This window comes from Rufibacter roseolus (assembly GCF_017916365.1).
Taxonomy (GTDB): domain Bacteria; phylum Bacteroidota; class Bacteroidia; order Cytophagales; family Hymenobacteraceae; genus Nibribacter; species Nibribacter roseolus.
Genome location: NZ_JAFMSU010000002.1, coordinates 660,104 through 684,251, shown reverse-complemented (window position 1 = coordinate 684,251; position 24,148 = coordinate 660,104). Strand labels below are relative to the sequence as shown.

Genomic DNA, 24,148 nt, shown 5'->3' with positions numbered 1-24,148 from the left:
CAAGTCTGTGACTTGGACCCAAAATGACCGGCAGTTTGGAACTGCCGTGAGGTACTACTCTCATAAACACATCTAGCCTGCTCTTTTTCAGTTCCATAGCTTTTCCCGGCACTCACGTTTTTCCAGCGTCTTTTCCCTTGGTACGGCAAAGAAAGATGTTTTCACCAACTGGTTCTCGCCTTCTAACATTACCAGAAATTGTAGAGACTAGGCACCGCCTTGTCTCCCACAGTTCATCCCGCTACCAACTGAACCAACAAAAAAGGGCACCCATGAGAGGTGCCCTATATTATCGTTGTTCGGCAATCTTTATATCCTGCCTGCTATTTTTGGTGTTTTCACTAATAACCACAAAGTATACGCTTGATCTAACCTCAACCTTTTGCTTATACTAATCTAATCCTGTTTAGAGGCTATTTTCCTAAAACCTGCTCTAAAACATTGAGGTAGGGGCAAAAAAAAAATCGCGGTCTCTTCTGGACCGCGATTTTTTTAAAACAGATACTAAACCCTTTATTAACTTTTAAGCTCTGTCCCTCATTTAAACGGAGGGTCTGTAGCCAAGGTTACAGTATTGGGAAAATATTTTTAGAAATCTCTTCTTTTTCTTTCCCGGAAGCCGCCACCGCTGTTACCGCGGTCACGGTCTCCTCCGCCGAAGCTTCTGCCACCGCGGTCACCGCCACCGTAGCTTCTTCCGCCACGGTCGCCACCGCGGTCTCTGTCGCCACCGTAAGAACGGCCGCCACGATCGCCACCACGGTCTCCGCCGTAGCCGCCTCTGCTTCCTCCGCGGTCGCCACCACGGTCACGGTCTCCGCCACCGCGGTTGAAAGGTCCATCGTAGAATTTCTTTCTAGGACGGTCTTCCAGTTCCTGCAGCTCACGGCCACCTTCAGCTGGATCCATGTTTTTCTTCTCGGCTTTCTGGAACTTCACGGTCATGCCGTTGATTTCAGTAACCGCTAAGCGCTCCAGGATCTCAGAAGTGTACTCGGTTGGTACCTCAATGAAGCTGAAACGGTCATACAGGTCAATGTCACCTACTTTGCCGCCCGGGATGCTGGTGTTATCGGTGAGGATATCTACCAGGTCTTTGGGGTGCAGACGGTCTTTCTTGCCCAGAGTCACGAACAGACGGTCGAAACCTGGTTTAGGACCACCTTTGCCTTCAGCGGCCTCGGCGCTCTTTTCTTTGTTCTTGGTGTCTTTCATCACCAGTTTCAACAAAGCCGCGGCAATGTCAATGGTGGTGAAATCCTGATCCACAAGACGCTCAATTTTAAGGATGTGCTTAGACAACCCACCTTTTTGAATAACTTCTTTCACCTGATCCAACACCAAGGTGGTGCGCACTTCGGCCACGTCTTCATAGGTAGGAACGTTCTGACGAACGATCTTGGCTTTGGTGAAACGCTCAATGTCACGCAGTTTGTACAGGTCACGACCCGCTACAAATGAGAACGCTTTTCCTGATTTACCGGCACGGCCAGTACGCCCTATGCGGTGTACATAGTTTTCTTCGTCCTGCGGTAGGTCATAGTTGATCACGGCCTCCACGTTGTCCACGTCAATACCGCGGGCAGCTACGTCAGTGGCAACCAGGATTTCCAGGGTACCCGCTTTGAACTTGGTCATCACGTTGTTCCGCTGGTTCTGGTTCAGGTCTCCATGCAAACCATCGGCGAAGTAGCCACGGGCCTGCAGGTTGCTCACCAGCTCGTCTACCATGCGTTTGGTATTACAGAAGATGATCACCACTTTGAAATTGTACATGTCAATGAGGCGAGTGGTTACTTCCATCTTGCCGCCGCTGCGTACTTCAAAGTAGATCTGCTCAATGTTGGTCACGGTCAGCTGCTGCTGGGTCACCTTCACCACCTCTGGGTTGGTCTGGTACTTGCGCGTCAGCTCCATGATGGGCTTACTCATAGTAGCAGAGAAGAAGATGGTCTGACGATCTTCCGGCATGTGGCTCAGCACGAACTCAATGTCCTCTCTGAAACCCATGTCCAGCATTTCGTCGGCCTCATCAAGAATGATCTTCTTGGTGTTCTCCAACTGCAGGGTTCCCCGCTCAATATGGTCCATCACGCGGCCGGGCGTCCCGATCACGATCTGTACCCCTTGTTTGAGGGCGCGTAACTGGCGCTCATAGGGCTGACCACCATAGATAGGCACTACGCTGATGCCTTTTTTGTATTTAACCAGTTTTTGGATCTCTTCCGATACCTGAATGGCCAACTCGCGGGTGGGGCACAGGATCAGAGCCTGCACGTCGCGGTTGTTTGGGTCAATGGCCTCAATGGTAGGGATAGCGAAAGCAGCCGTTTTACCGGTACCTGTCTGGGCCTGACCAATAACGTCACGACCTTCCAGCAACACCGGAATAGCGGCGGTCTGGATGGGGGAAGCTTCTTCGTAACCTAAATCCACGATCGCACGCTGGATTTCTTCCGATAGAGGAAGCTCCTGGAATTTAATTCTTTCCATCAATTATTATGTATGATATATAAATGCAATACACCTGCCCTAGGGTATTCGTCATTTATCAAGATTTCGTTGCGGGAATCCGCACAGAGGATTGCTTGAGAAGTGCCTTATTGCCAAAAATGAGACCAAACGGAGTCTCGGCGTGTATTGTGGTGCAAAGGTACGTAAAAAAATAGTCACGTCCTAATATATAAAAGAAACCGGCCAATATAACGCAAAAAGTTGAAGGCCTATTTTATTGATATCATATATTATGGCTTTTTACTGAAAATTGGGCAGAAAAATGGGATTAGTTTGCTGGCTTTGAAAAGGAATGGAAGGATCTGCTTGGATAATCACTCCTATTACAGGGGCAATGCCAGATTAAACAACTTTGGTCTTATGCTTAAGTTGCAGCTACGGAAAAGTATGCTTTTAAGGCTATTGCCTCACGGCAGTTGCAAACTGCCGGTCATTTTAGGTCCAAGTTACAGACTTGAACCATGTTATAAATAGAAGACGCTCGCAGGACCTCCGGACGCTGCGAGGTCTGAGGCGTTCCTGCTGGCGAATTCCCTTTTTCCAGCCTTTCGGTGGAGCGCCTTGTCAGGTTCCGGTGCCGAAGGCATTGCGACCTTTAGGGAGCAAAGGAAGCTGGCGCAGCGCGAGGCCGGAAGGCGGGGCCTCGCGGCCGTGAGCGCACGGAGAGTAGCGATGAAACAACCCAGTTTATGAACCCACGCAAACAGCGGCCCCACGCTAGCACAAGCAGACTACGCATGCACCACAAAACAACCTAGCGACAAAGGAGAAATCAGCAGAAGAGATCTTCTTGTGTAATCATCCTCCTAACCCATCAAAAGAAAGACTCTCTCCAAAAGTAGATTTCCGTTTAGAGCCTTAAATCCACAAAGCACCATTAAAATAATAACTCTGGAGCTTATCTTGAATTCAGCGCTGGCGCTACATAATTCCCTAAAATACTCTCCCGTTCATCAATGGCCATCACCCGCATCTGGTAGGGATCATAAGGTTGCAGCACTTCATACCATTGGCGTTCCTGCAAGCGGTTGTTGAGCCAGATGTCCTCGCTTTGGGGCGAGAGGATAACGGGCATGCGGTCGTGGTAAGGCATGACGGCGCTATTGGCCTGGGTGGTGATGATACTGAAGTAAGGGACCAGTTCATCGGTATCGGGGAGCAGGCTCTCACGCCATAGACCGGCCAACCCGAAAGGCTCCTCGTTTTTAAGTGTGAACCGGTATTTCTGTTTGTGAGGCTTGGTTTTCTTGGCCCGGCTTTTTTCCTCTTTGCTTCTGATGGGGTTGCCAAACAAGTCTAAGCCAAGATCGGGCAGCGGAGAAGGCGTGGGTTCTTCTGGTTCTTCCTCCAGTTCTTTCCATTCGAAGAATCCGTCAATGGGGATGATGCACCGGTGGTGGGGCAACAGCGCCCGAAACCGCGGAATGCGCAGCAGATTTTCTTGCCTTACATTGAAGGGTAAGGTAGGCTTGCCATCTGGTTCTTTCTCCGGCGAGGCCCAGGTAGCCATGATTGCTTTCTCGGCATCGGGGATGATGACCGGCAGTTTCTGGGAAGGCCGGGCATCAAAATTCGGCTCAAACACCAGTCCTTCCAATTTGGAGGAAAACCGGTGTTCCTGGGGTACTTTCTTCTTGCTCACTGAGTATCGGCCACACATAAGCTTTGGGTTTAAGGCTCAACAGATAAGGAAATATACGCTTTTGCGGGTGCATTGGCAAAGCAGGAGATCTTACAAGCACGTACCTTCCTGCCATCCAAGGAATTTTGTTTAAGGGCTAATTATATAAAATCAGGCTTTAAACAAAACAGAGGCGAGAAGAAACCCCAAAAAACCATTAGCACTCCAGGCTTAGCCAAACATTGTGCATCTTCGTGGTTCAGGAATTCCGTTTAACGTTTCTATGAACCAATTTGTCTCCCGAGATGCCGCTGCGCAGGTGTTGCAGAATATAAAGGACTTGGCTTTACGGGCCACCTATGACTATGAAAAGCACCGGGTGAATCTTGTAGACGCCAAAGGAGATGAACAGGTGTTTTTCAGGCTGCCCATCACCCTGCCGCCTTTGAAGCAGGATCTCACCCCCAGTACAGACAAGCCGGTACAGTACGTGATCCTGCTCATTCAGGCGGGTAACTGCGCGATGGGATTATTTAGAAACGGCGTGAACCTGAACCACAAAGTGTTCCGGTCTTACATGGTCCGGAAGAAGCAGGGCAAGAGCCAGATTAAATACCTGAAGACGAAGGGCAAATCACGCGCGGGCTCCCGGGTGCGGCTGGGCGATACGGCGGAGTTCTTCGAGAACATCAACGGGCGGCTGCAGGACTACTTTGAGGACCATGAAATTCACCGCATCGCGCTGAGCTGTTCCAAAACGCTGCTCCCCTTCCTGTACGACGCCAAAGTGCCCACTCCTTTTGAGAAACGCGACGAACGTATCTTTAAAATCCCGAAGCACATCCACACGCCTATTTACGAGGTAATGATGAACGCCAACAGGTTCCTGCTTAGAGGCGAACTGATTTACGAACCCAGCCACCAGGAACTCATCCAGCAATTGCTTCCGGAAGGTTATGGCCAGGAAGAACCGGAGGACGACTTACCTGAGGAGGATTATGAAGACGATGACTTTTATGGAGAAGATGACTTTGAGGAGTACGGTTAACCTTTTGTTACTTTCTCCTCAAGCCGTTCACCCAAGACGTTTTACAGCCACTTCTTCCGCTTGAAGTACCACAGGAACGCCAGCGAGGAGATCACCATCATAATCAAAGCAAACGGGTACCCTCCTACCCATTCCAACTCCGGCATTACTTTGAAGTTCATGCCGTAGATGCTGGCAATCAAGGTGGGTGGCATAAACACCACGGTCATTACCGTGAAGATCTTGATGACCTGGTTTTGCTCAATGTTCACCAAACCAAGGAATGTGTTCTGCAGGTACTCCAGACGCTCAAAGCTGAACTGAGTATGCTGCAAAAGCGAGTTAATGTCTTTGATGATGGTGCGCAGACGTTCTTTCTCGGGTTCATCCACGGCGTAGCTACGTAAGAGTGAGGATACCAGGCGCTGCTTATCCACGATGCTTTCCCTGATAAGGATGGTATTTTCCTGGAGCTCCGTAATCCTGATCAGGATTTCCTCCTCAATGGACTGCTCTTTCACCAGGCGTTTACTCACCACGTTGGTGGTGCGGGTGAGCAACTCAATAAAGTCGGCGTCATAGTCAATCTGGGTTTCCAGTAGCAGAAGCCAGATCTGAATGGCCTTGGTGGTGGTGCTCCGGAAGGTCTTCATCTTGCGCACCGTCTCCCCAAAGGACTTCATCTCGGTGCGCCGCAGGGTGAACAGTATCTCGTTCTTCAGGATAAAAGAAACCTGGCGGGTGATGTAGGAACCCTCCTGGTGCATGACAAAGGCACTGTTGGCCTCAAAGATGTTATCATCCTCAAAGTAACGCGAGGAACTCTCAATCTCGGCGGCCTCCTGCTGGGTGAAGAACTCAATGCCAAACTCCTCCTCCACCAGGCGCTGCTCATGGTCGGTGGGCGATTGCAGGTCTATCCAGATAATGCGCCCTTTCTCCGGGTCATGGAAGCTCTCTGGGTTTTTCTCCCAATGTATCTCTCCCCCTTTTATATAGAAGCCTCTAATCATCTCTGCTTTCCTAGATTTAACCCGCGCCTGCCAAGCCCAAACCCGGTTCTATTACGCATGCAAACTTATAGAATATTGTTTGCATGCCTACTATCTGTCACCTCTGCAATTGCTTTAAAAAAGCTGATTTAAGGGTCTTTTTAAGCAATTCACTGAAGAGTACAGTTGCCTTTATTCTCACCCGCAACAAGAAGTAGGTCATTGTCTTCTGCAGGCTTGCCCTCTTCTACGCCAAAGGCCATTCACTGAATAGGGAAACCTCTTTTTTCCAGGATAAAAGTGCCTCCAAGGACATTCAGTACATCTGCTCTCCTACTGCAATAGTTTTTCTACTAATTCATTAGGAGTTCTCCTAACTTATTAGTAGTATTGATTAAACAATTACCATTATGCAGAAACTAGGGAAAAGGGAAGAGCAGATCATGCAGATCATTTGGCGGTTAGAGAAAGCCTTCATCAAGGATATCATTGACGCGCTGCCAGAACCAAAACCGCACTACAACACCGTGGCCACTATGGTGAAGATCCTGGACGAAAAAGGCTTCCTGCGCTCAGAGAAAGTAGGCAACACCCTGCAGTACACGCCGCTGGTGCCCCTGGCTGAGTACCGTACCCAGGATGTGGCCAGCATTAAGCAGAAGTACTTCGGGAATTCTTTCTCCAAGATGATCACCCATTTTGCGAAGGAGGAAAACCTCTCTGATGCTGAGTTAGACGAGCTTATCCAGATCATCAAATCCAAGAAATCATCCTAAACCCTGAAAGCCATGATAGAATACCTCCTCAAAGTTTCTTTCGTGATTGGCGTGGTTTTCCTGTTCTACAAAACGGTGCTGCAGCAGGAAAGCTTTTTCTCCACCAATCGGATGTACCTGCTGTGCGGCATCACGCTGGCATTTGCCCTACCTTTTGTCACGCTACCTAAACTGGTAGACAACCAGGGGTTTATCTCCGAAGCGCTTAAAGTGACCCAGACAGCCGAGGCTGAAGCCGCCTCTGTTTTGCGCCCGAAATCTGAAAATCAGGCTCAAAACAGGTTAAGCACCGGGAAAGAAAACCTGGCTCCCAACCGGGAAACTGCACCCGAGGAGGTACTCAGCCCAAGACAACCGGTTGTAACGGCTACCACTCCTACCGCCGAGGTTGAAGCACCCACCACCTGGGTTTTCTGGCTCGTGTTGCTGTACCTGTTCGGGGTGGCGGTCTGCGGACTCAACCTACTGTTCCAGATCGCGGGTACCCTCTTGAAAGCCATTCGTAGCCAGGACCGCATTGAAGACGGCGACTACGTGATTGTGAATGTAGAAAGCAAACAAGCCCCCTGCTCCTTCTTCAAATACATCTTCATCCACCCAGACGACTATGACTTTGAGACCTATGAGCAGATCATCGCGCACGAGAAAATACATGTGCGGCAGAACCACACCCTAGACCTACTTTTAGCCGAGGTGGCTGTTATCCTGCTGTGGTTCAACCCTTTCATGTGGTATTTCAAAAAAGAGGTTGAAAAGAACCTGGAGTACCAGACAGATGCCCTGCTGCTGGAGAAAGAAGAGGTAAGTAAAACCCAGTACCAGTTCAACCTGCTGCAGATTGCCTGCCCCAACAAACCGCTTTCCATCACCACCAACTATAACCAGTCACTTCTCAAACAACGCATATTCATGATGAACGCCAAGAAATCTACCCCGCATGCCTTTTGGAAATACACCTTCCTGGCGCCGATGGTCTTCGGGACGCTGCTGTTGTTGAACAAGCCCGCCACCAGTCAAACCATTCTGGAAGACGTTTCTGACGCCTATTCCACCGTGGCCAGCAGATTGCCGCAGGTTCCTTTATTATCATCTGACCCAGCACCTCTAAGCAGTCCTGAGGCAGAACCCTCGCCGCTCCCCGGCGGACAAAAATCCATCCTGGCAGATGAAAACCTGCCGCCGCATCCCGGCAATCCGCAGGCCGCTGAATCTGTCCTGGAAGCAGACAATCCGGGCAACATCCTTCCCGCACCACCCAGGTTCCGGAACCGAATGAACATCATCGGCAGCGCCGATATGACTGAAGGTTTCTGGTACGGCCATGCCAACCAAAACGAGTACTGCCTGGACCTGAGAGGCAAAACCAATACCTCTAACTGGAACATTTCCCGGTGCTACCCTAAAAACGCCTTCACCAAACAAGGCGACAACGTGTACCAGATCACCCGCGATGCAGGCACGCTGAAACTAACCGGCAACCTTTCTGAGGAGGTAAGCCAGGGCAAATACGTCTTCACGCAGGATGATAATTTCAGAGATTACCTGTTCAAGAAAGGCATTGCCAACCCTGAGGATAACTTCCTTTTCCACCTTTTCCTGGGGGATGTGAACAAAAAGTACGTCGATTTCCTGAAGTCCACCTATAACGATGTAGACGGTGACCGCCTGCAGGAAATCGCCATCCACGGCATCACCATGGACGCTTACCAAAATTACCTGGCTATGTTCAAGAAACACAGCGACAAGAAACCTTCTATGGAAGACGTGATCTCCGCCAGAATCCACGGCATCACCCAGGAATATGTGCAGCAACTGCAGGAAATGGGCTTCAAAAACCTTTCCATGGACAAAATGATGGAAGCAAAAATCCACGGCGTAACCCCGGCCTACGCAGACGGACTCCGGAAAGCTGGGTTCAATGACCTTTCCATTGACAAACTCATTGAGGCTAAAATCCACGGCATCACTCCTTCTTACCTGACCGAAGTGAAATCCATGGGCTTCGGCGACTTTACCCTGGACAAATACATCCAACTGAAAATCCACGGCATCAATGCCGCCTACGTGAAGGACCTGAAATCAGCGGGGTTCAACAACCTGAGCCTGGACAAAGTGGTGGATGCTAAAATCCATGGGGTGAACGCCAAGGCCGTAGAAGAGCTGAGAGCCTACGGCTTCAAAGACCTGTCTTTAGACAAGTACATGGAACTGAGAATCCATGGCGTCAACAAAGCCTATTTGGATGATCTAGCCAACGCCGGTTTCAAAAACCTGCCAGCGGACAAAGCCATTGAAGCCAAAATCCACGGTGTCAACAGCGACTTCATCAAAAAAGCCCGCCAGGAAGGCTACAACCTCAAAACCCTGGACGAATACATCAACGTGAAGATTATGGGCATGGCCCGCAGATCAAAACGCGACTAAGTGCAATAGGTTTAATGGCAGTAAATGCAGGCAGGTGTTTTGAGGCTGATTTTGATAAATTAGGCTTAAAACACCTGCTTGCAGAGGCTGGTTTTCTAAGCTAACTTCGTTAATTGGGCACCTGCATTGTGCTTGTTGGTGGTAACACCAACAAGGGTTGGCGTTCCTTAAAGGTATAACCAAAGAAAATAGAGGTTTTGCATGGGGACGTCCTTTCGGGTAGCTGCCGGTTATTGCGGAGGACCCGTTGGAGACAAGGCGTGCCTTGTCTCTACATGATCAGATAACCCGTAAAGGCACCACAATCATCTGTTTCCTGCGGCAGGCAGGGGCAAAGGCCTAAAGTGAGGCCGAGGCCCGGCCTGACGCAAGCAGGGACAGTTCAAGCAGTATTAGCCTGCATTAGCTATGGAACAGAGGACGGCAGCGGGGTGGTACCCTTACTGAAGAAAAGACTGTTTGAGCGTCAGCGAGTTTCTTTTCTTCTTGATTCTTTTGGTTACTTTTCTCATCAAGGAGAAAAGTGACAAACGCCCGCAGAGCGCATTGCAGTTCTGAGGCTTGGCAAGGAAGAATTAGGAAGTATAGGCAGAAGAAAGAGTGTCACGGAAGTAAACCCTTGCCATAGTAGTTTGAGGCTAACGCCTCACCGCAGTTGCAAACTGCAGACCATGGTAGGTCCAAGTCACAGACTTGAACCAGAGAAAGAGATGAAAATGGATCACAGTATCTTAACACAATACAGTTTTTAAGCTTTATACCTCTTTTTCATAAAACAACCCGAGAACAAGAAGACAAGTTATTTGCACTTATTCTTTTAGAAAATATAACCAGCATTAAATCACCAAAAAGAACTCTCTTACCCTAATTGTCTAAAAAAATATTAGCGCCTATGCAACTGATGAAATAAACCGGTGTCTTTAGAATACAAATAGCCGGTCTCATCAAAATCTAAATAAACTACAACTCTAGCTTATGAAAAAAAGATACCTCTTTTTTATGGGGCTGCTATGCCTATGCCTAAACTTTTTGGTGGAGGTGAAAGCGCAGACCAATCCTGGTACCCCGCCTGCCGCTGCTGCCCAGAGCCTAGGTAAAGTTTCTGGAGTGGTGACTGATTCCATAACCGGAAAACCAGTGCAGTACACTACGGTTTCTCTCCTGCGGAAAGGTTCCACCACCTCGCTGGATGGTACCCTTACCGATGCTCAAGGGCGTTTCACTTTTGCCGGGATAGCTGCCGGGGAATACAACCTAGCGTTCAGCTTTATTGGGTATGAGGCGGTTTCCAGGCACAACATCGTTCTCACAGATCAGAAACCTGAGGTTCATGTGGGCACGATAAAGCTGAAGGTAGCGGCTACCAAGTTGAAAGAGGTCACAGTACAGGGTTTAAGGCCTACCATTACCCAGGAAGCCGACAAAATGGTGGTGAGCGTGCAGGGCACTGCCCTGGCGGCCGGTAGAACCGCCTATGACGTACTCACCCGGGCACCCGGCGTTTTCATTGACCAGGAAGGAAACATCCAGCTCAACGGCCGGTCTGGCGTGACGGTGATGTTGGACGGCAAACTCACGTACCTATCGGCGCGGGATTTGCGGTCTTTGCTGGAGGGCATGCCCGCCGAGAACCTCAAGAACATTGAAATCATTACCAACCCCTCGGCGAAGTTTGATGCGGAAGGCTCCTCTGGTATTCTGAACATTAACTTAAGGAAGAATGAGGTGCAGGGCATGAACGGCAGTGTCTACGGGGGCTCTACGTATAATTTCAAGCAGGTGGGCTTCACGTTAGGCAGTACCTTCAACTATAAAACTGGACCCTGGAACTCGTTTTTAAATCTGGACGTGGCCCGGCGTGTGGGCGGTCGCGAAGCTACTTTTACCCGTGTTTTTTACGGCGAGCAGAACACCACGTATTTTGATCAGGTAGCTACAGGGAACTTCGAGGTGCAGGGTCCGCCGGCCGTGCGTCAGGGCACCGATTATAGCCTGAACGATAAGCACAGCATCGGCTTCATGACTTATTTCAACACAAACAAACTACACGGAGACTTCCTTACTGATACGTACATAGGCGGGGCTCCTAATGCAGCCACGCAGTACATAGATGCCAAAAATTACAATACCAACCGGTTCACCAACTTTACCACCAACCTGCACTACCTGGGCAAACTGGATACCGCCGGCACTACCCTATCGGCGAACCTGGACTTTGTGCGGATCACGAACCGCGGCGATGCCAACTTCTACAACTACTATTTTGACCTCACCGGCACCAAGCGCGACAGCATAGACTTCCTTTACACCGATACGCCCAACGGTTACAACATTTACTCGGCGAAGGTAGATTACAGCCATCCGTTCTCCAGGGGCCGCAAAGTGGAGTTCGGGGCCAAAGCCAGCCGGGTAGCCTCAGACAATGACTCGCGCTTCTACTTCAACAACTCAGAGGCTCTAATTCTGGACCCCAGACGCACAAACCATTTCATCTATGATGAGGACATCTATGCACTATATGCCAACTGGAGCAGCAAGTTAGGCGAGCGGTACAGCATTCAGGCGGGTTTACGAGCCGAGCAGACCGTTTCCCGGGGCGAGTCCCTCACCTATGACCAGGTGAACAAACGCGAATACTTGGATTTCTTCCCCAGCTTGTTCCTGCAACAAAAGGTGAGTGAGAACTACCAGATCAACTATAGCTACAGCCGCCGTCTGCAGCGCCCCAACTACGGGAACCTGAACCCGTTCATCGCCTACCGTGACCCTTACACCTACTGGCAGGGAAATCCCGGTCTGCGGCCCCAGTACACCCACGCTTTCGGGGTAACCCAAACTTTCAAGAAAGATTACTCATTGGTAGCCAATTACCAGCTGATCAGAGACGTGATGGCCGAGATCCCAATCCTGGATGTAGAGCGGGCGCTCACCATCTATACCATCGGCAACGTGGATGATGGCCATAACCTCAGCCTCACCGCTAACGTGCCCGTGAAGATCATGAAGAACTGGGACACCCAGAATACCGCACTGGTATCCTATAGCAAATACATGACCATGGTAGGCGAACAAAAAGCCACTAATGACCAGGTGTTCTACTCCTTTCAGACCAACCACAACCTGCTGCTGCCGGCCAAACTGAAAATGGAGATCAATGCTGGGTACCGGGGTCCGGCCGCTTACGGATTGTACGAGGTATATAGCCAGTGGTGGGTAAACGTGGGTTTCAAGAAAAGCTTCCTGAATGACAAGCTGGACCTGAGCGTGAATGCCAATGACATCTTCAAAGGTCAGCGCATCAAGGTGGGAACCATTGGCCGCAACATCAATGAATTTGACCAATACTTCCGGGCGCGCAGCGTAGGCATCAACCTACGGTACAATTTCAGCCGAGGCGCCAAATTTGATCCTAAACGCCAAAACAGTATTGATGAAGTAAACCGCACTTAGGGGTAGTAGTCTAAAAACACCCAATAAAACGCCTGCTACTTTCTTTTAGAAGCAGGCGTTTTATTGGATTAAGGAGAACCTCAAAAATTATTTAGAGATAAATAACCACTCATATTTCTCAAACCGACAATGACTTACATCTTTAGCAAGAACAATCTCTTCAAGCCCTAATACCTTTATTCCCTTATTTCCGTTTTCCTAATCGTATTCTTCAACTTAATTAAAACCGGCGAGCGGCTGAGGCAATACTGTTCCTCCAAGCACGGCCTTGCAAATGTCAGAGGGCCAAAGAGGTTTTAATCTTATATTGCAGCATGTTTGCGAATGAACTACGGCTGGGCAACATAATTCTGGAAGCGGGCAAACCAGTTGCCCTGGATGCTCCCAGATTGATTTCTATCCTGAGCGGCGACGGGTCGGCTTTTGAACCTATGCCCCTCACGGAGGAATGGCTATCTGGTGCCTCTTACAACCCCCTGGAGCACGAGTTCACCTTCCCGCAGCTAAGCCAGTGGGCGCTTGACCCCGAGTACAAGGAGATTGTCTTCAACGGCGGCTACATTGCCACCAGCGCCCCGGTAGAATACGTGCACCAACTCCAGAACTTCTTCTTCGTGATGACCGGCGAGGAATTGCCCCTTCCCCTGGAATCGTTCCAATAGAAAACGGCCCCAAAACACCTACTTCGTTTCAGGGCCGTTTTGTTTACATCTGCCTCTATTTAGAATAAAAGCAGCTCAATAAAAGCTTTTGCTTAGTGCCGGGCTGCTTTCTCAGCTTCTTCTAACCCGGCTTCGGTGAGGCGGCAGAACAAGGTCATGTCTGGGGCGTGGTCAATCTGCACCAGTTTCTTCACCTGCAGATCCCGCATTTCCTGTTCAATCTCCCCCAGGGAAAGTCCCGGGGTTTGCTGGGAAATAGCTGCGGCATCTATTGGCCAGCCCGTTTTACTTTCCTGATCTTTCACCAGGGCATACATTGCTTTCAGAATTCTGCTTTCCTTTGCCATTGTTTATCTTTTTGTTGAACCTTGTCTTACGTTATAAGCCGAGGCGTTGAAGAACATCGGCTGTTCTGAGGATGTACGGATAAGGTTAAAAGAAGTACTACCTGCCCTAGGGGTTCAATGCAAATAAGGAGAAGGCCACCTAAAAAAGCTCCCGCGCTTTAAGCCTGTTATTTGGAAAACAGACTCAAAACACGGGAGCCTTGAATTTGGAGCGAATCAGAAAAACGGAATACCGAAATCAATCCATCCGGAGGTTTTTCACAGGGTTGAGGGTGGCGGCTCTGAGGGCTTGGTAACTGACAGTAAGGAAAGCAACCACGCCGGCCAAAATCACTGCGGCCCCAAATACCCATAGCGGAATATCAATGCGGTAAGCGAAATCCTGGAGCCATTTGCTCATGGCGTACCAGGCCAAAGGCATGGCGATCACCGCGGCAATCAATACCAGTTTCAGGAACTCTTTGGACAGCAGGGTGACAATGGAAGAAGTCTCCGCTCCAAGGATTTTCCGGATGCCGATTTCCTTTTTCCGGCGCTCGGCTGCGTAAGCCGCTAACCCGAACAGTCCCAGGCAACCTACGAAAATGGCCATGCCGGTAAAGATCCAGAGCAGCGTTCTCAGCTTGTCCTCAGCCTTGTACATCACCTCAAAGTTATCGTCCATGAACTTGTACTCCACTGGGTACTCTGGTGAGAAATTGTCCCAAACTGCTTTCACGTGGTTGATGGCCCCGGCCACATTACCTCCTTTCATTTTCACGGCCACTTTCCAGTTGGCGCCCGGGAAAATCTGCAGGATGGCGGGGTCTACTTTGTCAAAAAGACTCTTAAAATGGAAGTCTTTCACCACGCCAATCACCTCGCCTTTTTTGGTGGAGTCCTTCCGGGTGGCTCCCCAGATAGGCCATTCCATTTTCTGACCCAGGGCTTTCTCCGGGGTCCCGAATCCCAGTTCCTTTACCGCGGTTTCATTGATCACGAAAGCGGCGTCTTTGTCGGTTGGGTGGTCTTTTGATAGCCAGCGGCCCGCCTGCATTTCCAGCCCCAGGGTTTTGATGTAATCATAGTCCACCATCAGGTGCGTAATGGAATGGTTCACCCGTTGGCCATCCTTGGTGATGTAGATGCCATCGCCGGCAGTGGCATCGCCCGGAAACCCGTACCCGATAGAGACACTCGCTATATCCGGGCTTTTCAGCAACTCGGTTTTAAAAGTCTCATAGTTCTGGTACATGTTATTGCCCCGCATCTCAAAGAACATGATCTGGTCTTTGTTGAACCCCAGGTCTTTGTTGTGCAGGAAACTCACCTGCTGGTACACCACCACGGCGCAGATAATGAGGAACACAGACAAGGAGAACTGCAGCACAATGAGGCTATGGCGTAACCAGGGCGTTTTACCCGGACCATTCGTACTCGCCAGGCCGCCCTTGAGCACGCTCACCGGTTTAAAGTTCGCCAGCACAAGGGCCGGGTACAGTCCAGCCAGAATGCCTACTATCAGTAAAAGACCAAGCAACAACAGCAACAGACCCGGACTGGAGAAAACATTGAAGCTCATTTCCTTCTCGGTGAAGGCATTTAGTGAAGGCAGCAGCAGCGAGGTAAGTGCGGCCGCGAACACCACACTGATGAAGGTGAGCAGCAAGGTCTCGCCCAGGAACTGAAGCATGAGCTGGCCTCGGCTGGCGCCGATGGTTTTGCGTACCCCCACCTCCTTGGCCCGCTGCAAAGATTTGGCGGTGGCAAGGTTCACGAAGTTAAAGCAAGCGATGACCAGGATGAAGACGGCAATCACGCTCAGCGCCTTCACATAGGTGATATTCCCGCGTAAAGACTGGTCAAACTTGAAACTGGCCGAGTACAAGTGCACCTCCTTCAAAGGCTGGAAAACCGGCTCATAGTTGTGCGGCTTATGGGTCTCGGGGTCTATCTGCTTTTTAACCTCTGCCCTGAACTTGGTTTGCAGCAAATTGGCATCGGTCCCTTTTTTCAACTTAACATAAGTATAAAACTGTTGCCAACCCCAGCTTTTCATGCGTTCCGGCTCAAGCTGCATAATGGCCAGATTTACCACAAAGTTAACCGGTATATGAAACTTGGGGTTGCTTTCAAATACCCCCTTCACCAGAAAGGAGGACTTGTCAATGGAGATTTTCTTGCCCACTGGGTCCACATTCCCGAACACCCGGTCAGCGAACTTGTCTGAGATCACTACCGAGGTTGGATCATCAAGGGCTTTCTCCGGGGAGCCGTAAATAAACTTTAGCGGAAACACCTGGAAGAAAGTAGGGTCAGAAATCAAGCCGCCTTTTTCATACATCCGCTTGTCGCCAAACTCCACCAGGCTCTTTCCTTCCCACGGCTGCATAATGATGCGCAGGACCGTCTCGGCCTCAGGGAAGTTCTCCTGAATGGTGGTACCAAACATAGGCGGCACACAGGTGATCTGGTCGGTAGATTCCTCAGAGGTCACATTGTTGTAGACCCGGTAAACCCGGTCTCCCTCTGGCAAAAATTTGTCATACTGCAGTTCATCGTACACAAACAAACCCAGCAGCAGGCAGGCCGTCAGGCCTAAAGCCAACCCGGCGATATTGATGAAGCTGAAACCCTTGTGCCGCAGGAGGTTTCTATAGGCTATCTTAAAGTAGTTCTGGAACATATAACTGGTCTTTCAAAAGGTCTAGTAAAGAAAATATAGAGGAGTTAGTAAAGGTAGAGGTAGTTCTGTTACCTTCCATTGGCCTGAAGCATTCTACAGAACCATGGATGCCTGGGCTTGGCTAACCGTGGCTTCGGTCATGATGGTCTGGCCGTCCAGCATTCTGATGATGCGGTGGGTATTACGGGCGTCGTGCTCTGAGTGGGTGACCATAATGATGGTGGTGCCCTGGCGGTTGAGTTCAGAGAGCAGGTCCATGACCTCGTTGCCGTTGCTGGAATCCAGGTTTCCGGTAGGTTCATCGGCGAGGATGAGCGGCGGCTGGTTCACCACGGCCCGGGCCACGGCCACCCGTTGCTGCTGCCCACCCGAGAGCTGTTGCGGGTAATGGTTCATGCGGTGGGTGATCTGCACTTTCTCCAGCACCTCCTCTACCCGGCGGCGGCGCTCTGGGTTCTTCATGCCCAGGTAGATCAAAGGCAGCTCCACGTTCTCTAACACGGTGAGTTCGTCAATGAGGTTGAAGCTCTGGAACACAAACCCGATGCTGCGTTTGCGCAGGTCGGCCCGCTGGCGCTCAGAGAAACGGGCTACCTCGGTGCCGTTGAACACCAGGCTGCCGGCATCCGGGTCGTCCAGCAAGCCCAGCAGGTTCAGCAGGGTAGATTTTCCGCAGCCCGAGGGGCCCATGACCGCCACAAATTCTCCGGCTTTTACCTCCAGGTTCACCTTGTTCAGGGCGGTGGTATGGATTTCATCGGTGCGGTACACTTTCTCTAAGTTCTGGGTCTGTATCATAGGTGTAGGTCTGGTTTGAGATTCCTACCACAGAATATACAGAACAAATGCCAGAATCGCTTCTCGCACATTTTCAATTACTTACAAGTTTAACTTACCAACCGCGCGTGCAAATTCGCTCCCAATGTGTGCGTTTTCGCACGTGCTGTACCCAGGCCTCTACCTAAAAACATTCACTTTCAGGCAGTTGTAAGAGTGGCATAATTATCGTTTTTTCGTCTGGCAGAAGATAGGCCGGATTTCCTTTCTAAAACATGCACAATCCGGCTTCCTGTTTTAGGCCGATTTTTCTAAAAATGGCTTTAAACTGATTTCTTCTGGCAAGTGTCTGGGCAGTGAAACGGCTGCGATTTAATGATGACAAACCTTCCTACCCTTTATACCTTTTACCTATGCAATTAAAGAAGGCCTCCGTTCTGGTGATAGATGATGACCCCGATGTGCTGACCGCGGTCCGGCTCCTGCTGCGGCCTCAGGTAAAAGAGATTGTGGTTGATAAAAACCCCGAGAACATTCCCTCCCTTTTAAAGCAGCACAGCTTTGACGTGATCTTGCTGGACATGAATTTCGCCTCTTCCATCAACACGGGCAACGAGGGCATTTTCTGGCTAAAAGAGATAAAACGCCTCAAATCCAGCGCCGCCGTGATCATGATCACCGCCTACGGCGATATTGACCTGGCCATCAGGTCGCTCAAGGAAGGCGCCTATGATTTTGTAGTAAAGCCCTGGCACAATGAAAAACTCCTGAACACCCTGCAGGAAGCGGTAAGCGGGCAAGTAAAAGGCGCTACGCAATCGGCGGCTCCCGACAAAAACGCTGGCTTTGGAATGGAACTGCTGGGCGAGTCGGAGGCCATGCAGGACATTTTCTACAAGATAAAGAAAGTAGCACCCACCGATGCCAACATCCTTATTCTGGGTGAAAATGGTACGGGCAAAGAACTCATCGCCAAGGCACTGCACCAACATTCTCTCAGGGCCAGCCAGCCGTTCATCAAAGTAGACGTAGGCGCGCTCACCGAGTCGTTGTTTGAAAGTGAGTTGTTCGGGCACAAGAAAGGCGCCTTCACCGATGCCCGCGAAGAACGCGCCGGTCGGTTTGAGGCAGCGAACAAAGGCACCATTTTCCTGGATGAGATAGGAAACATCTCCTTGCAGCAGCAGGCCAAACTTTTGAGCGTGCTGCAAAACCGGCAGGTGATACGCGTAGGCTCTAACGAGCCCATCAACGTGGATGTGCGGCTTTTGTGCGCCACCAACGTTTCCTTAGCCGACCTGGCCAGCGATGCCCGTTTCCGGAAAGACTTGATCTACCGCATCAATACCGTGGAGATTGTGGTGCCGCCCCTGCGCAAACGGGGCAATGATGTGATCTTGCTGGCCCGCCACTACATCAAAGTCTACTCAGAAAAGTACCTGAAACCACAGCTGGACCTCACTAGTCGGGCCATAGAGAAACTAAAAAGTTATCCTTTCCCCGGCAACGTGCGTGAGTTGCAATACGCCATTGAGCGCGCCGTGATCATGGCCGATGACCACGCCCTGGACGCAAAGGACATCATCTTCTCCCCTATTGAATCGGCCCCAGAGATTAGCACTCAAACTACCGCTACTAACCTGGAGGAACTGGAGAAAGCCACCATCATCAGGGTACTGGAGAAACACAACGGGGTCATGACCAAAGCCGCCAAGGAACTGGGTATCACCCGCACCGCGCTTTATAGAAGATTGGGCAAGTATGAGCTTTAAGAATTTTGAGGCCAAGCTGCTGCTGCGGGTTTTCCTGCTGCTCCTGACGTTGAGCACGCCTTCCATTGTCATTGTCAAAGGTTGGTCCGAGTTGCTGGTGTTTTTGGTGCCGCTGCTACTCTACCAGGTATATGAGTTGTACCATTTCCTGAAAAAAGCCCAGGAAGAGCTGAACCTGTTCATTGAGGCCATCCACTACCGCGACTTTAACCGCTACTTCAGTGAGAAGCCTACCTCGCCGCAGTTGCTGCACCTGAGAAAAGGCTTCAACCAGATCAACACCACCTTCAAGACCATTAACCAGGAAAAAGAAACCCAACACCAGCACCTACAACGTATTCTGGAGCTGGTAGACACGGGCATCATGTCTTATGACCTTGACAGCGGCGAGGTAGTCTTAATGAACGAATCGTTGAAGAAGCTTTTGCAGATGCCGTTCCTGAAATCGGTGCATGCGCTGGAGAGACGGGACCCCAGCCTGTACGCCGAAGTGCAGAGCCTGCCGCCAGGCCACCCCAAGATTGCCCTAATCCAAACGCCCAGCCTGGAACGAAGCACCTACAAGTTCATGCTCTCGGCCACGGTTTTCCAGAATGAAGGCAGAAGGTACAAGCTGGTGGCTTTCCAGAACGTGAACGATGCCTTGGAAGAAACCGAATCGGCGGCCTGGCAGAAGCTTTTGAACGTGATGACCCACGAGATCATGAACTCCATTGCGCCCATCTCCTCCCTCGCTGATACCTTGAAAGATCGGCTGCAAATCACAGTACCCAATGGCGTATCGGCCACTGATCTGGAGGATCTGGAAGAAGGCATAAGTACGATCAAATACCGCAGCCAGGGCTTGCTGAAGTTTGCGCAGACGTACCGCAACCTGAGCAAGATCACGCACCTGAATAAAGAACGTCTTTTGGTACAGGACATTTTCCAGAACCTGCGCCGGCTTATGCTACCTTCCCTGGCCCAGAAGAACATCCAGCTTAACCTACTTCTCCAGGACGAAAACCTGACCTTAGAAGCAGATCCCAACCTGCTAGACCAGGTACTGATCAACCTGCTGGTCAACGCCGTGGATGCCGTAAAAGACCAACCCGCCCCCGAAATCACCCTGTCTGCCTACGCCTCCTCAGAGGGAAAAGTAGTACTCAAAATCTCCGACAATGGCAGCGGCATGTCAAAGCAAGTGCAGGAGAAAATCTTTATTCCGTTCTTCAGCAGCAAGAAAAACGGCAGCGGCATTGGCCTGAGCCTCTGCAAACAAATAATCATGCTTCACAAAGGCACCATCCAGGTACAGTCTGAAGAAGGCAAAGGCACCTCGTTTTTCCTGTTCTTTAAGTAAATCGTGCTTAAAACGGCTTTAGGTTTATGTAAGAAGGAAGTCAATGAAGTTGCCTCTTAAAAATTCGTTGTTACAAGGGATTCTCCCCTTGAGGGGAGATAAAGAGGGGTGTTTACACAGGAGGTTTACTTCAGCTGATCATTATATTGAATAAATGGATTGTCAAGCTTAAGGGCAACCACAAGGGATTGCCCCTTCATTTCAAACATCCCTTTTCAGCAGGTGTATTCATCCCCCTACCCCCTTCAAAAGGGGACGATATGCGTGTCCAGCAAAGTAAGGGGGTTTAAAATATTGCCATGATGGATGGTAATGTCCTAGTTCCTACAATTTACTCCAACTTAGGCTCTGGTCCTCTGAATGCGTCTTTTTTGGCTATGGCAGGCAATCTCACCGGGCGACCTTCTTTAGCGGATTGATAGATAGCTTCCATGATGCGGTGATCCTGCAGGCCTTCTTCACCGGGGGTGTAGGGTGTTAGGTCTTTCAGCACGCACTCAGAGAAATGATCCATCTCGGTGGCAAATTGGTTTTTGTGGGCAATGTCTATGTCTTCCTTCCGGACCAGCATTCCGTCGGCGCGGGAGGTTTTCATTTGCTGGCCGGTGTAAGAGAAAGCCGGGTCCATGTTGATCCAGCCGCGCTCGCAAAGCACCCGGTAGCGGCGGCTCTCGTGGGTGTTGTAGTGGGTGGCACAAGAGGCGTAGACCCCGTTGGGGAACTTCATCTGCCAGGACATCAGTTCTTCCACTTCCTTGAACAGTGGGTTACCCGGCGTGCTGTATTGGTAGGCTGAGACCTCAGTGGGTTCTGTGCCTAGCAAAAAACGCAACGTGTTGAGGCAGTACAAGCCAATATCGGGCAGGGCGCCGCCCCCGGCAAGGGCTTTCTTGTGCCGCCAGTGCTCTGGGTTAGCCGAGCTCTGGCAGTTGAAGGCTTCGATGAACTTCACTTCGCCAAACTTCTTGTCCTGCACCAACTGCCGCACGTGCCGGTTGTATGGCTCGTACTGGATACGGTAAGCCACCATGAGTTTGCGGTTGGCTTTGCGGCAAGCGTCAATCATGGCCTGGCATTCTGCCGAGGAGTTGGCCATGGGTTTCTCGCAGAGGATGTGTTTGCCCGCTTTGGCGCCCCTGATGGTGTACTCGGCGTGGAGGGCGTTGGGCAGCACAATGTAAATGACCTGCACCTCGGGGTTGTCTTTGAGCTGGTCGTAGGTCTCGTAGCTGTAACAGTTCTCTGGTTTGATGCCGTACTGCTGGGCTACCTTGCGCATTTTCTCGGGACTGCCGCTCACCAGCGCCACCGGTTTTGATTTCTTGCACTGCCCAAAGGCGGGCAGCAACTCTTCCAAGGTTAAATGGCCCAGTCCTACCAGAGCATAGCCCACCCGCTGATCCGGGGGCATGGGCGTAGGTGTGGGTCCGGACTGACGGTCGGCATCTGATTTCCAAGCTTCAAGTTTGATGGGCTCGTCTGGCTTGGAAGGTACCTGCGCCGGGGGTGAGACCGCGGGGAGTTTGGGTACGTTCTGGTCGGTGGGTGTGGCATTACCTCCTGAACCGGTGGCTTGCCCCGAGGGAGCCGTTTTGGTGGTTTGGCAGGAAGCCATGAGCCCTCCTACCACGCCGGCAGCCATGCCTTTGCCGGCCATCTGCAGGAAACTTTTCCGGCTTACCGGTTGGGTGAATTCATCTGGTACCAGTGTCAACAGTCTGTCTAGGGGAAACATACTATCTAGATTAAATAAAACAGGAAACGCCTGCCTTTCTGACAGACCTCTTTTCTAAACCACCTTAAACTTGAAAGGTTTATGAGAAATGGCTATTGGGCTAGAAGACGTCCTGCAAACAAGGGCTATTTAAGTTTGAAGATCCGTAAGCTGGCACGGATGTAGATGCCTCCGGCTAGGGTCCAATTTTTCATTATCAGATTTAAACAGCAATTCCTCTATATCTTTCAGTCACCCGACAGACCGAAACCTCTACTAAAAGAATTGTGTGCTGTTTTTGGCTGTCAGGATACAGCTCAAGGAAAGGGAAAGGGAATTGGAAGCTCAGATCAGGAGAGTTTTATATTAAAAATTGAATCCTTAAAAACATGACGGTGATTGATCTGCGCTCAAGGTAGGTTCTTCCGTACAGGTGATGCTTTCCTTTTCAGCCTCTTTTTACAAAAACAGCCTTAAAATAGGATCGCAGAAGCAAGCATTGGGTTGACATTGTCTTTTCTCAATTAGCTTACTTTCTTCCTACCAACCGGCGCATGGCCAGCAAACCCAGAAGCGGTCCTAGGGCCAGGAACAGAAACCAGTAGCAGGGAGAAACCTCATTTTGAAGGCTGCGCAGGAACTGAATACTCACGATGGTAATGGCAAACCCCAGGGAGTTCACGATGGTTAGCGCCGTACCTTTAACTTGCGCCGGGGCAAATTGGGCCACCAGCGTGGAGAACTGGGGTGAATCCATGACCACGGCGAGCCCCCACACCAACAACAAGCCCAGGAATAACGGCAGGGACATCTGGAACAACCACGGAGATAACAGGCAGCACCCCATGGAAACCGCCAATGCCCCGAAAGCTGTTTTGGCGCTCCCGATGCTTCCGGCCAAAAAACCACCGGCCACGCAGGCAAGGGCACCCACCGCAATTATGGTAAAGGAGAGGAAAGGATTGTTGAGGGGCGTTTCTGGGTGCGCCTCAGCGTAGAGGGCCAAGATGACGGGCACAAAAGCCCAGAATGTGTACAGCTCCCACATATGCCCAAAGTACCCAAAGGCGGCCGCCCGAAACTCTTTTTGCCGGAAGATCTGGAAAAAGGCCCTGAAATCCGGCTGGCTGCTGCGGCTTCTGAAGGGTCCATCCGGCACCACCGCAAACAAACTGAAGCCGCCTAGCACGGCTAAACCTGAGGTAGCCCAGATCACATATCGCCAGGGTAGTCCCTGGGTAAGGCTCTTGAGCAGATGCGGGAACGCCGTACCCAGCACCAAAGCTCCCACCAAAAAACCTAAAGCTTTGCCCAAGCCTTTCTGGTGGTAATCTGCAGCTATTTTCATGCCCACGGGATAAATGCCAGCCAGGAAGAAGCCCGTTAAAAATCGGGAAAGCACCAGGGCCGGAAAACCATTGGCTAGCAAAAGGCTCAGGTTGAACCCCGCTCCTGCCATGGCGCAGACCAGGAACACCTTAGAAGGCGAAAAACGGTCAGAAATGGTAAAGACGGCAAAAACCAGCGTACCCAAGATAAAGCCCAACTGCACCGCCGATGTTACATGACTCAGAGAACTGGCCTCCAGATGAAACAGCGGAATAAGGTTAGGTAGCACGGCATTTCCCGCAAACCACAAAGAGGTGCAGGCAAACTGGGCCAGCACGATGGTAGGGAGAATGCGTTTTGAAATTATTGGTGACGGATGCTTCAAATGGCTGTTAGGGTTAATGCGGAAAGCAATTTGTGCGGTACCACATCGCTTTTGAAATGGCTAGCACTTGATTCCAGCCCAAATGTATAAAAAGGGGCTGACCAGAAACTACTCGTCAGCCCATTGCCTTGCGTTTATTTCTTTGGCCTGTTTACCAGGAGATATCCCCTCCGTATTAAATCGTCTCCAAAAGTTTTCCCATCTAAATCTTTTCTGGTGATTTAGGCTGATTTCCAAGGCATCTGTTTGATTATCTATATAATTGGCGGCTTTGCAGGAAGAGAAAACAGCTATCAAAAGGAAATAAGATTTAGTCGCAGATCATCATCCAAATAACGAAGCAAGATGAAG

General features: G+C 50.5%; 15 protein-coding genes. 7 read left to right on the top strand and 8 right to left on the bottom strand.

The features are described 5' to 3' along the window. Positions 1-588: 588 nt before the first annotated feature. Together J3P35_RS11815 and J3P35_RS11810 are read right to left on the bottom strand one after the other, a co-directional pair. Entirely contained in the window at positions 589-2,493 is a 1,905-nt protein-coding gene (locus J3P35_RS11815; RefSeq protein ID WP_210464799.1) for a DEAD/DEAH box helicase, read from the bottom strand. A 919-nt stretch (positions 2,494-3,412) separates the two neighbouring features. Continuing rightward, positions 3,413-4,174 carry an SOS response-associated peptidase gene (locus J3P35_RS11810; protein ID WP_210464798.1) on the bottom strand — a complete coding sequence of 254 codons (762 nt, stop codon included), beginning with the start codon at positions 4,172-4,174 and terminating at the stop codon, positions 3,413-3,415. A 244-nt stretch (positions 4,175-4,418) separates the two neighbouring features. Here J3P35_RS11810 and J3P35_RS11805 point away from each other — a divergent pair, with 244 nt between their 5' ends. Next, positions 4,419-5,183 carry a hypothetical protein gene (locus J3P35_RS11805; protein WP_210464797.1) on the top strand — a complete coding sequence of 255 codons (765 nt, stop codon included), beginning with the start codon at positions 4,419-4,421 and terminating at the stop codon, positions 5,181-5,183. A gap of 41 nt (positions 5,184-5,224) precedes the next feature. Here J3P35_RS11805 and corA read toward each other — a convergent pair whose 3' ends face one another. After that, positions 5,225-6,175 carry a magnesium/cobalt transporter CorA gene (gene corA, locus J3P35_RS11800; RefSeq protein WP_210464796.1) on the bottom strand — a complete coding sequence of 317 codons (951 nt, stop codon included), beginning with the start codon at positions 6,173-6,175 and terminating at the stop codon, positions 5,225-5,227. A 389-nt stretch (positions 6,176-6,564) separates the two neighbouring features. On the opposite strand from corA, the gene J3P35_RS11795 reads away from it, so the two are divergent. The 4 genes from J3P35_RS11795 (at position 6,565) to J3P35_RS11780 (ending at position 13,466) form a co-directional block, all read left to right on the top strand. After that, entirely contained in the window at positions 6,565-6,930 is a 366-nt protein-coding gene (locus tag J3P35_RS11795; RefSeq protein WP_210464795.1) for a BlaI/MecI/CopY family transcriptional regulator, read from the top strand. Positions 6,931-6,942: 12 nt separating this feature from the next. After that, positions 6,943-9,354 (top strand): M56 family metallopeptidase, encoded by a 2,412-nt coding sequence (locus tag J3P35_RS11790; RefSeq protein ID WP_210464794.1) that lies wholly within the window; start codon positions 6,943-6,945, stop codon positions 9,352-9,354. 975 nt (positions 9,355-10,329) lie between these two features. Further along, positions 10,330-12,804, top strand: coding sequence for a TonB-dependent receptor domain-containing protein (locus J3P35_RS11785; RefSeq protein ID WP_210464793.1), 2,475 nt, complete (start codon positions 10,330-10,332; stop codon positions 12,802-12,804). Positions 12,805-13,118: 314 nt separating this feature from the next. Next, positions 13,119-13,466 (top strand): hypothetical protein, encoded by a 348-nt coding sequence (locus J3P35_RS11780; protein ID WP_210464792.1) that lies wholly within the window; start codon positions 13,119-13,121, stop codon positions 13,464-13,466. Between the two features lie 92 nt (positions 13,467-13,558). Here the strand turns inward: J3P35_RS11780 and J3P35_RS11775 are convergent, their stop codons facing one another. The 3 genes from J3P35_RS11775 to J3P35_RS11765 all read right to left on the bottom strand — a co-directional run bounded on the left by J3P35_RS11775 (position 13,559) and on the right by J3P35_RS11765 (position 17,276). Then, a complete protein-coding gene (locus J3P35_RS11775; protein ID WP_210464791.1) occupies positions 13,559-13,813 on the bottom strand; it encodes a hypothetical protein in 255 nt (84 codons plus the stop codon). Positions 13,814-14,051: 238 nt separating this feature from the next. Continuing rightward, positions 14,052-16,478 carry an ABC transporter permease gene (locus J3P35_RS11770; RefSeq protein ID WP_210464790.1) on the bottom strand — a complete coding sequence of 809 codons (2,427 nt, stop codon included), beginning with the start codon at positions 16,476-16,478 and terminating at the stop codon, positions 14,052-14,054. 93 nt (positions 16,479-16,571) lie between these two features. Beyond that, positions 16,572-17,276 (bottom strand): ABC transporter ATP-binding protein, encoded by a 705-nt coding sequence (locus J3P35_RS11765; protein ID WP_210464789.1) that lies wholly within the window; start codon positions 17,274-17,276, stop codon positions 16,572-16,574. A 392-nt stretch (positions 17,277-17,668) separates the two neighbouring features. Between J3P35_RS11765 and J3P35_RS11760 the strand changes: the two genes are divergently transcribed. After that, positions 17,669-19,027 carry a sigma-54-dependent transcriptional regulator gene (locus tag J3P35_RS11760; protein ID WP_210464788.1) on the top strand — a complete coding sequence of 453 codons (1,359 nt, stop codon included), beginning with the start codon at positions 17,669-17,671 and terminating at the stop codon, positions 19,025-19,027. Then, positions 19,017-20,369 (top strand): sensor histidine kinase, encoded by a 1,353-nt coding sequence (locus J3P35_RS11755; RefSeq protein ID WP_210464787.1) that lies wholly within the window; start codon positions 19,017-19,019, stop codon positions 20,367-20,369. The genes J3P35_RS11760 and J3P35_RS11755 overlap by 11 nt, the downstream gene beginning before the upstream one ends. 331 nt (positions 20,370-20,700) lie before the next feature. On the opposite strand, the gene J3P35_RS11750 is transcribed toward J3P35_RS11755, so the two are convergent. Then, on the bottom strand, positions 20,701-22,104 hold the full coding sequence (locus J3P35_RS11750; protein WP_210464786.1) for a Gfo/Idh/MocA family protein: 1,404 nt from the start codon (positions 22,102-22,104) through the stop codon (positions 20,701-20,703). Between the two features lie 508 nt (positions 22,105-22,612). Then, positions 22,613-23,797 (bottom strand): MFS transporter, encoded by a 1,185-nt coding sequence (locus J3P35_RS11745; RefSeq protein WP_246850184.1) that lies wholly within the window; start codon positions 23,795-23,797, stop codon positions 22,613-22,615. Positions 23,798-24,148: the final 351 nt, after the last annotated feature.

Bases quoted from the DNA above. Each gene is read 5' to 3' on its own strand.
- J3P35_RS11815 (WP_210464799.1), bottom strand. From the start codon at position 2,493: ATGGAAAGAATTAAATTCCAGGAGCTTCCTCTATCGGAAGAAATCCAG.
- J3P35_RS11810 (WP_210464798.1), bottom strand. From the start codon at position 4,174: ATGTGTGGCCGATACTCAGTGAGCAAGAAGAAAGTACCCCAGGAACAC.
- J3P35_RS11805 (WP_210464797.1), top strand. From the start codon at position 4,419: ATGAACCAATTTGTCTCCCGAGATGCCGCTGCGCAGGTGTTGCAGAAT.
- corA (WP_210464796.1), bottom strand. From the start codon at position 6,175: ATGATTAGAGGCTTCTATATAAAAGGGGGAGAGATACATTGGGAGAAA.
- J3P35_RS11795 (WP_210464795.1), top strand. From the start codon at position 6,565: ATGCAGAAACTAGGGAAAAGGGAAGAGCAGATCATGCAGATCATTTGG.
- J3P35_RS11790 (WP_210464794.1), top strand. From the start codon at position 6,943: ATGATAGAATACCTCCTCAAAGTTTCTTTCGTGATTGGCGTGGTTTTC.
- J3P35_RS11785 (WP_210464793.1), top strand. From the start codon at position 10,330: ATGAAAAAAAGATACCTCTTTTTTATGGGGCTGCTATGCCTATGCCTA.
- J3P35_RS11780 (WP_210464792.1), top strand. From the start codon at position 13,119: ATGTTTGCGAATGAACTACGGCTGGGCAACATAATTCTGGAAGCGGGC.
- J3P35_RS11775 (WP_210464791.1), bottom strand. From the start codon at position 13,813: ATGGCAAAGGAAAGCAGAATTCTGAAAGCAATGTATGCCCTGGTGAAA.
- J3P35_RS11770 (WP_210464790.1), bottom strand. From the start codon at position 16,478: ATGTTCCAGAACTACTTTAAGATAGCCTATAGAAACCTCCTGCGGCAC.
- J3P35_RS11765 (WP_210464789.1), bottom strand. From the start codon at position 17,276: ATGATACAGACCCAGAACTTAGAGAAAGTGTACCGCACCGATGAAATC.
- J3P35_RS11760 (WP_210464788.1), top strand. From the start codon at position 17,669: ATGCAATTAAAGAAGGCCTCCGTTCTGGTGATAGATGATGACCCCGAT.
- J3P35_RS11755 (WP_210464787.1), top strand. From the start codon at position 19,017: ATGAGCTTTAAGAATTTTGAGGCCAAGCTGCTGCTGCGGGTTTTCCTG.
- J3P35_RS11750 (WP_210464786.1), bottom strand. From the start codon at position 22,104: ATGTTTCCCCTAGACAGACTGTTGACACTGGTACCAGATGAATTCACC.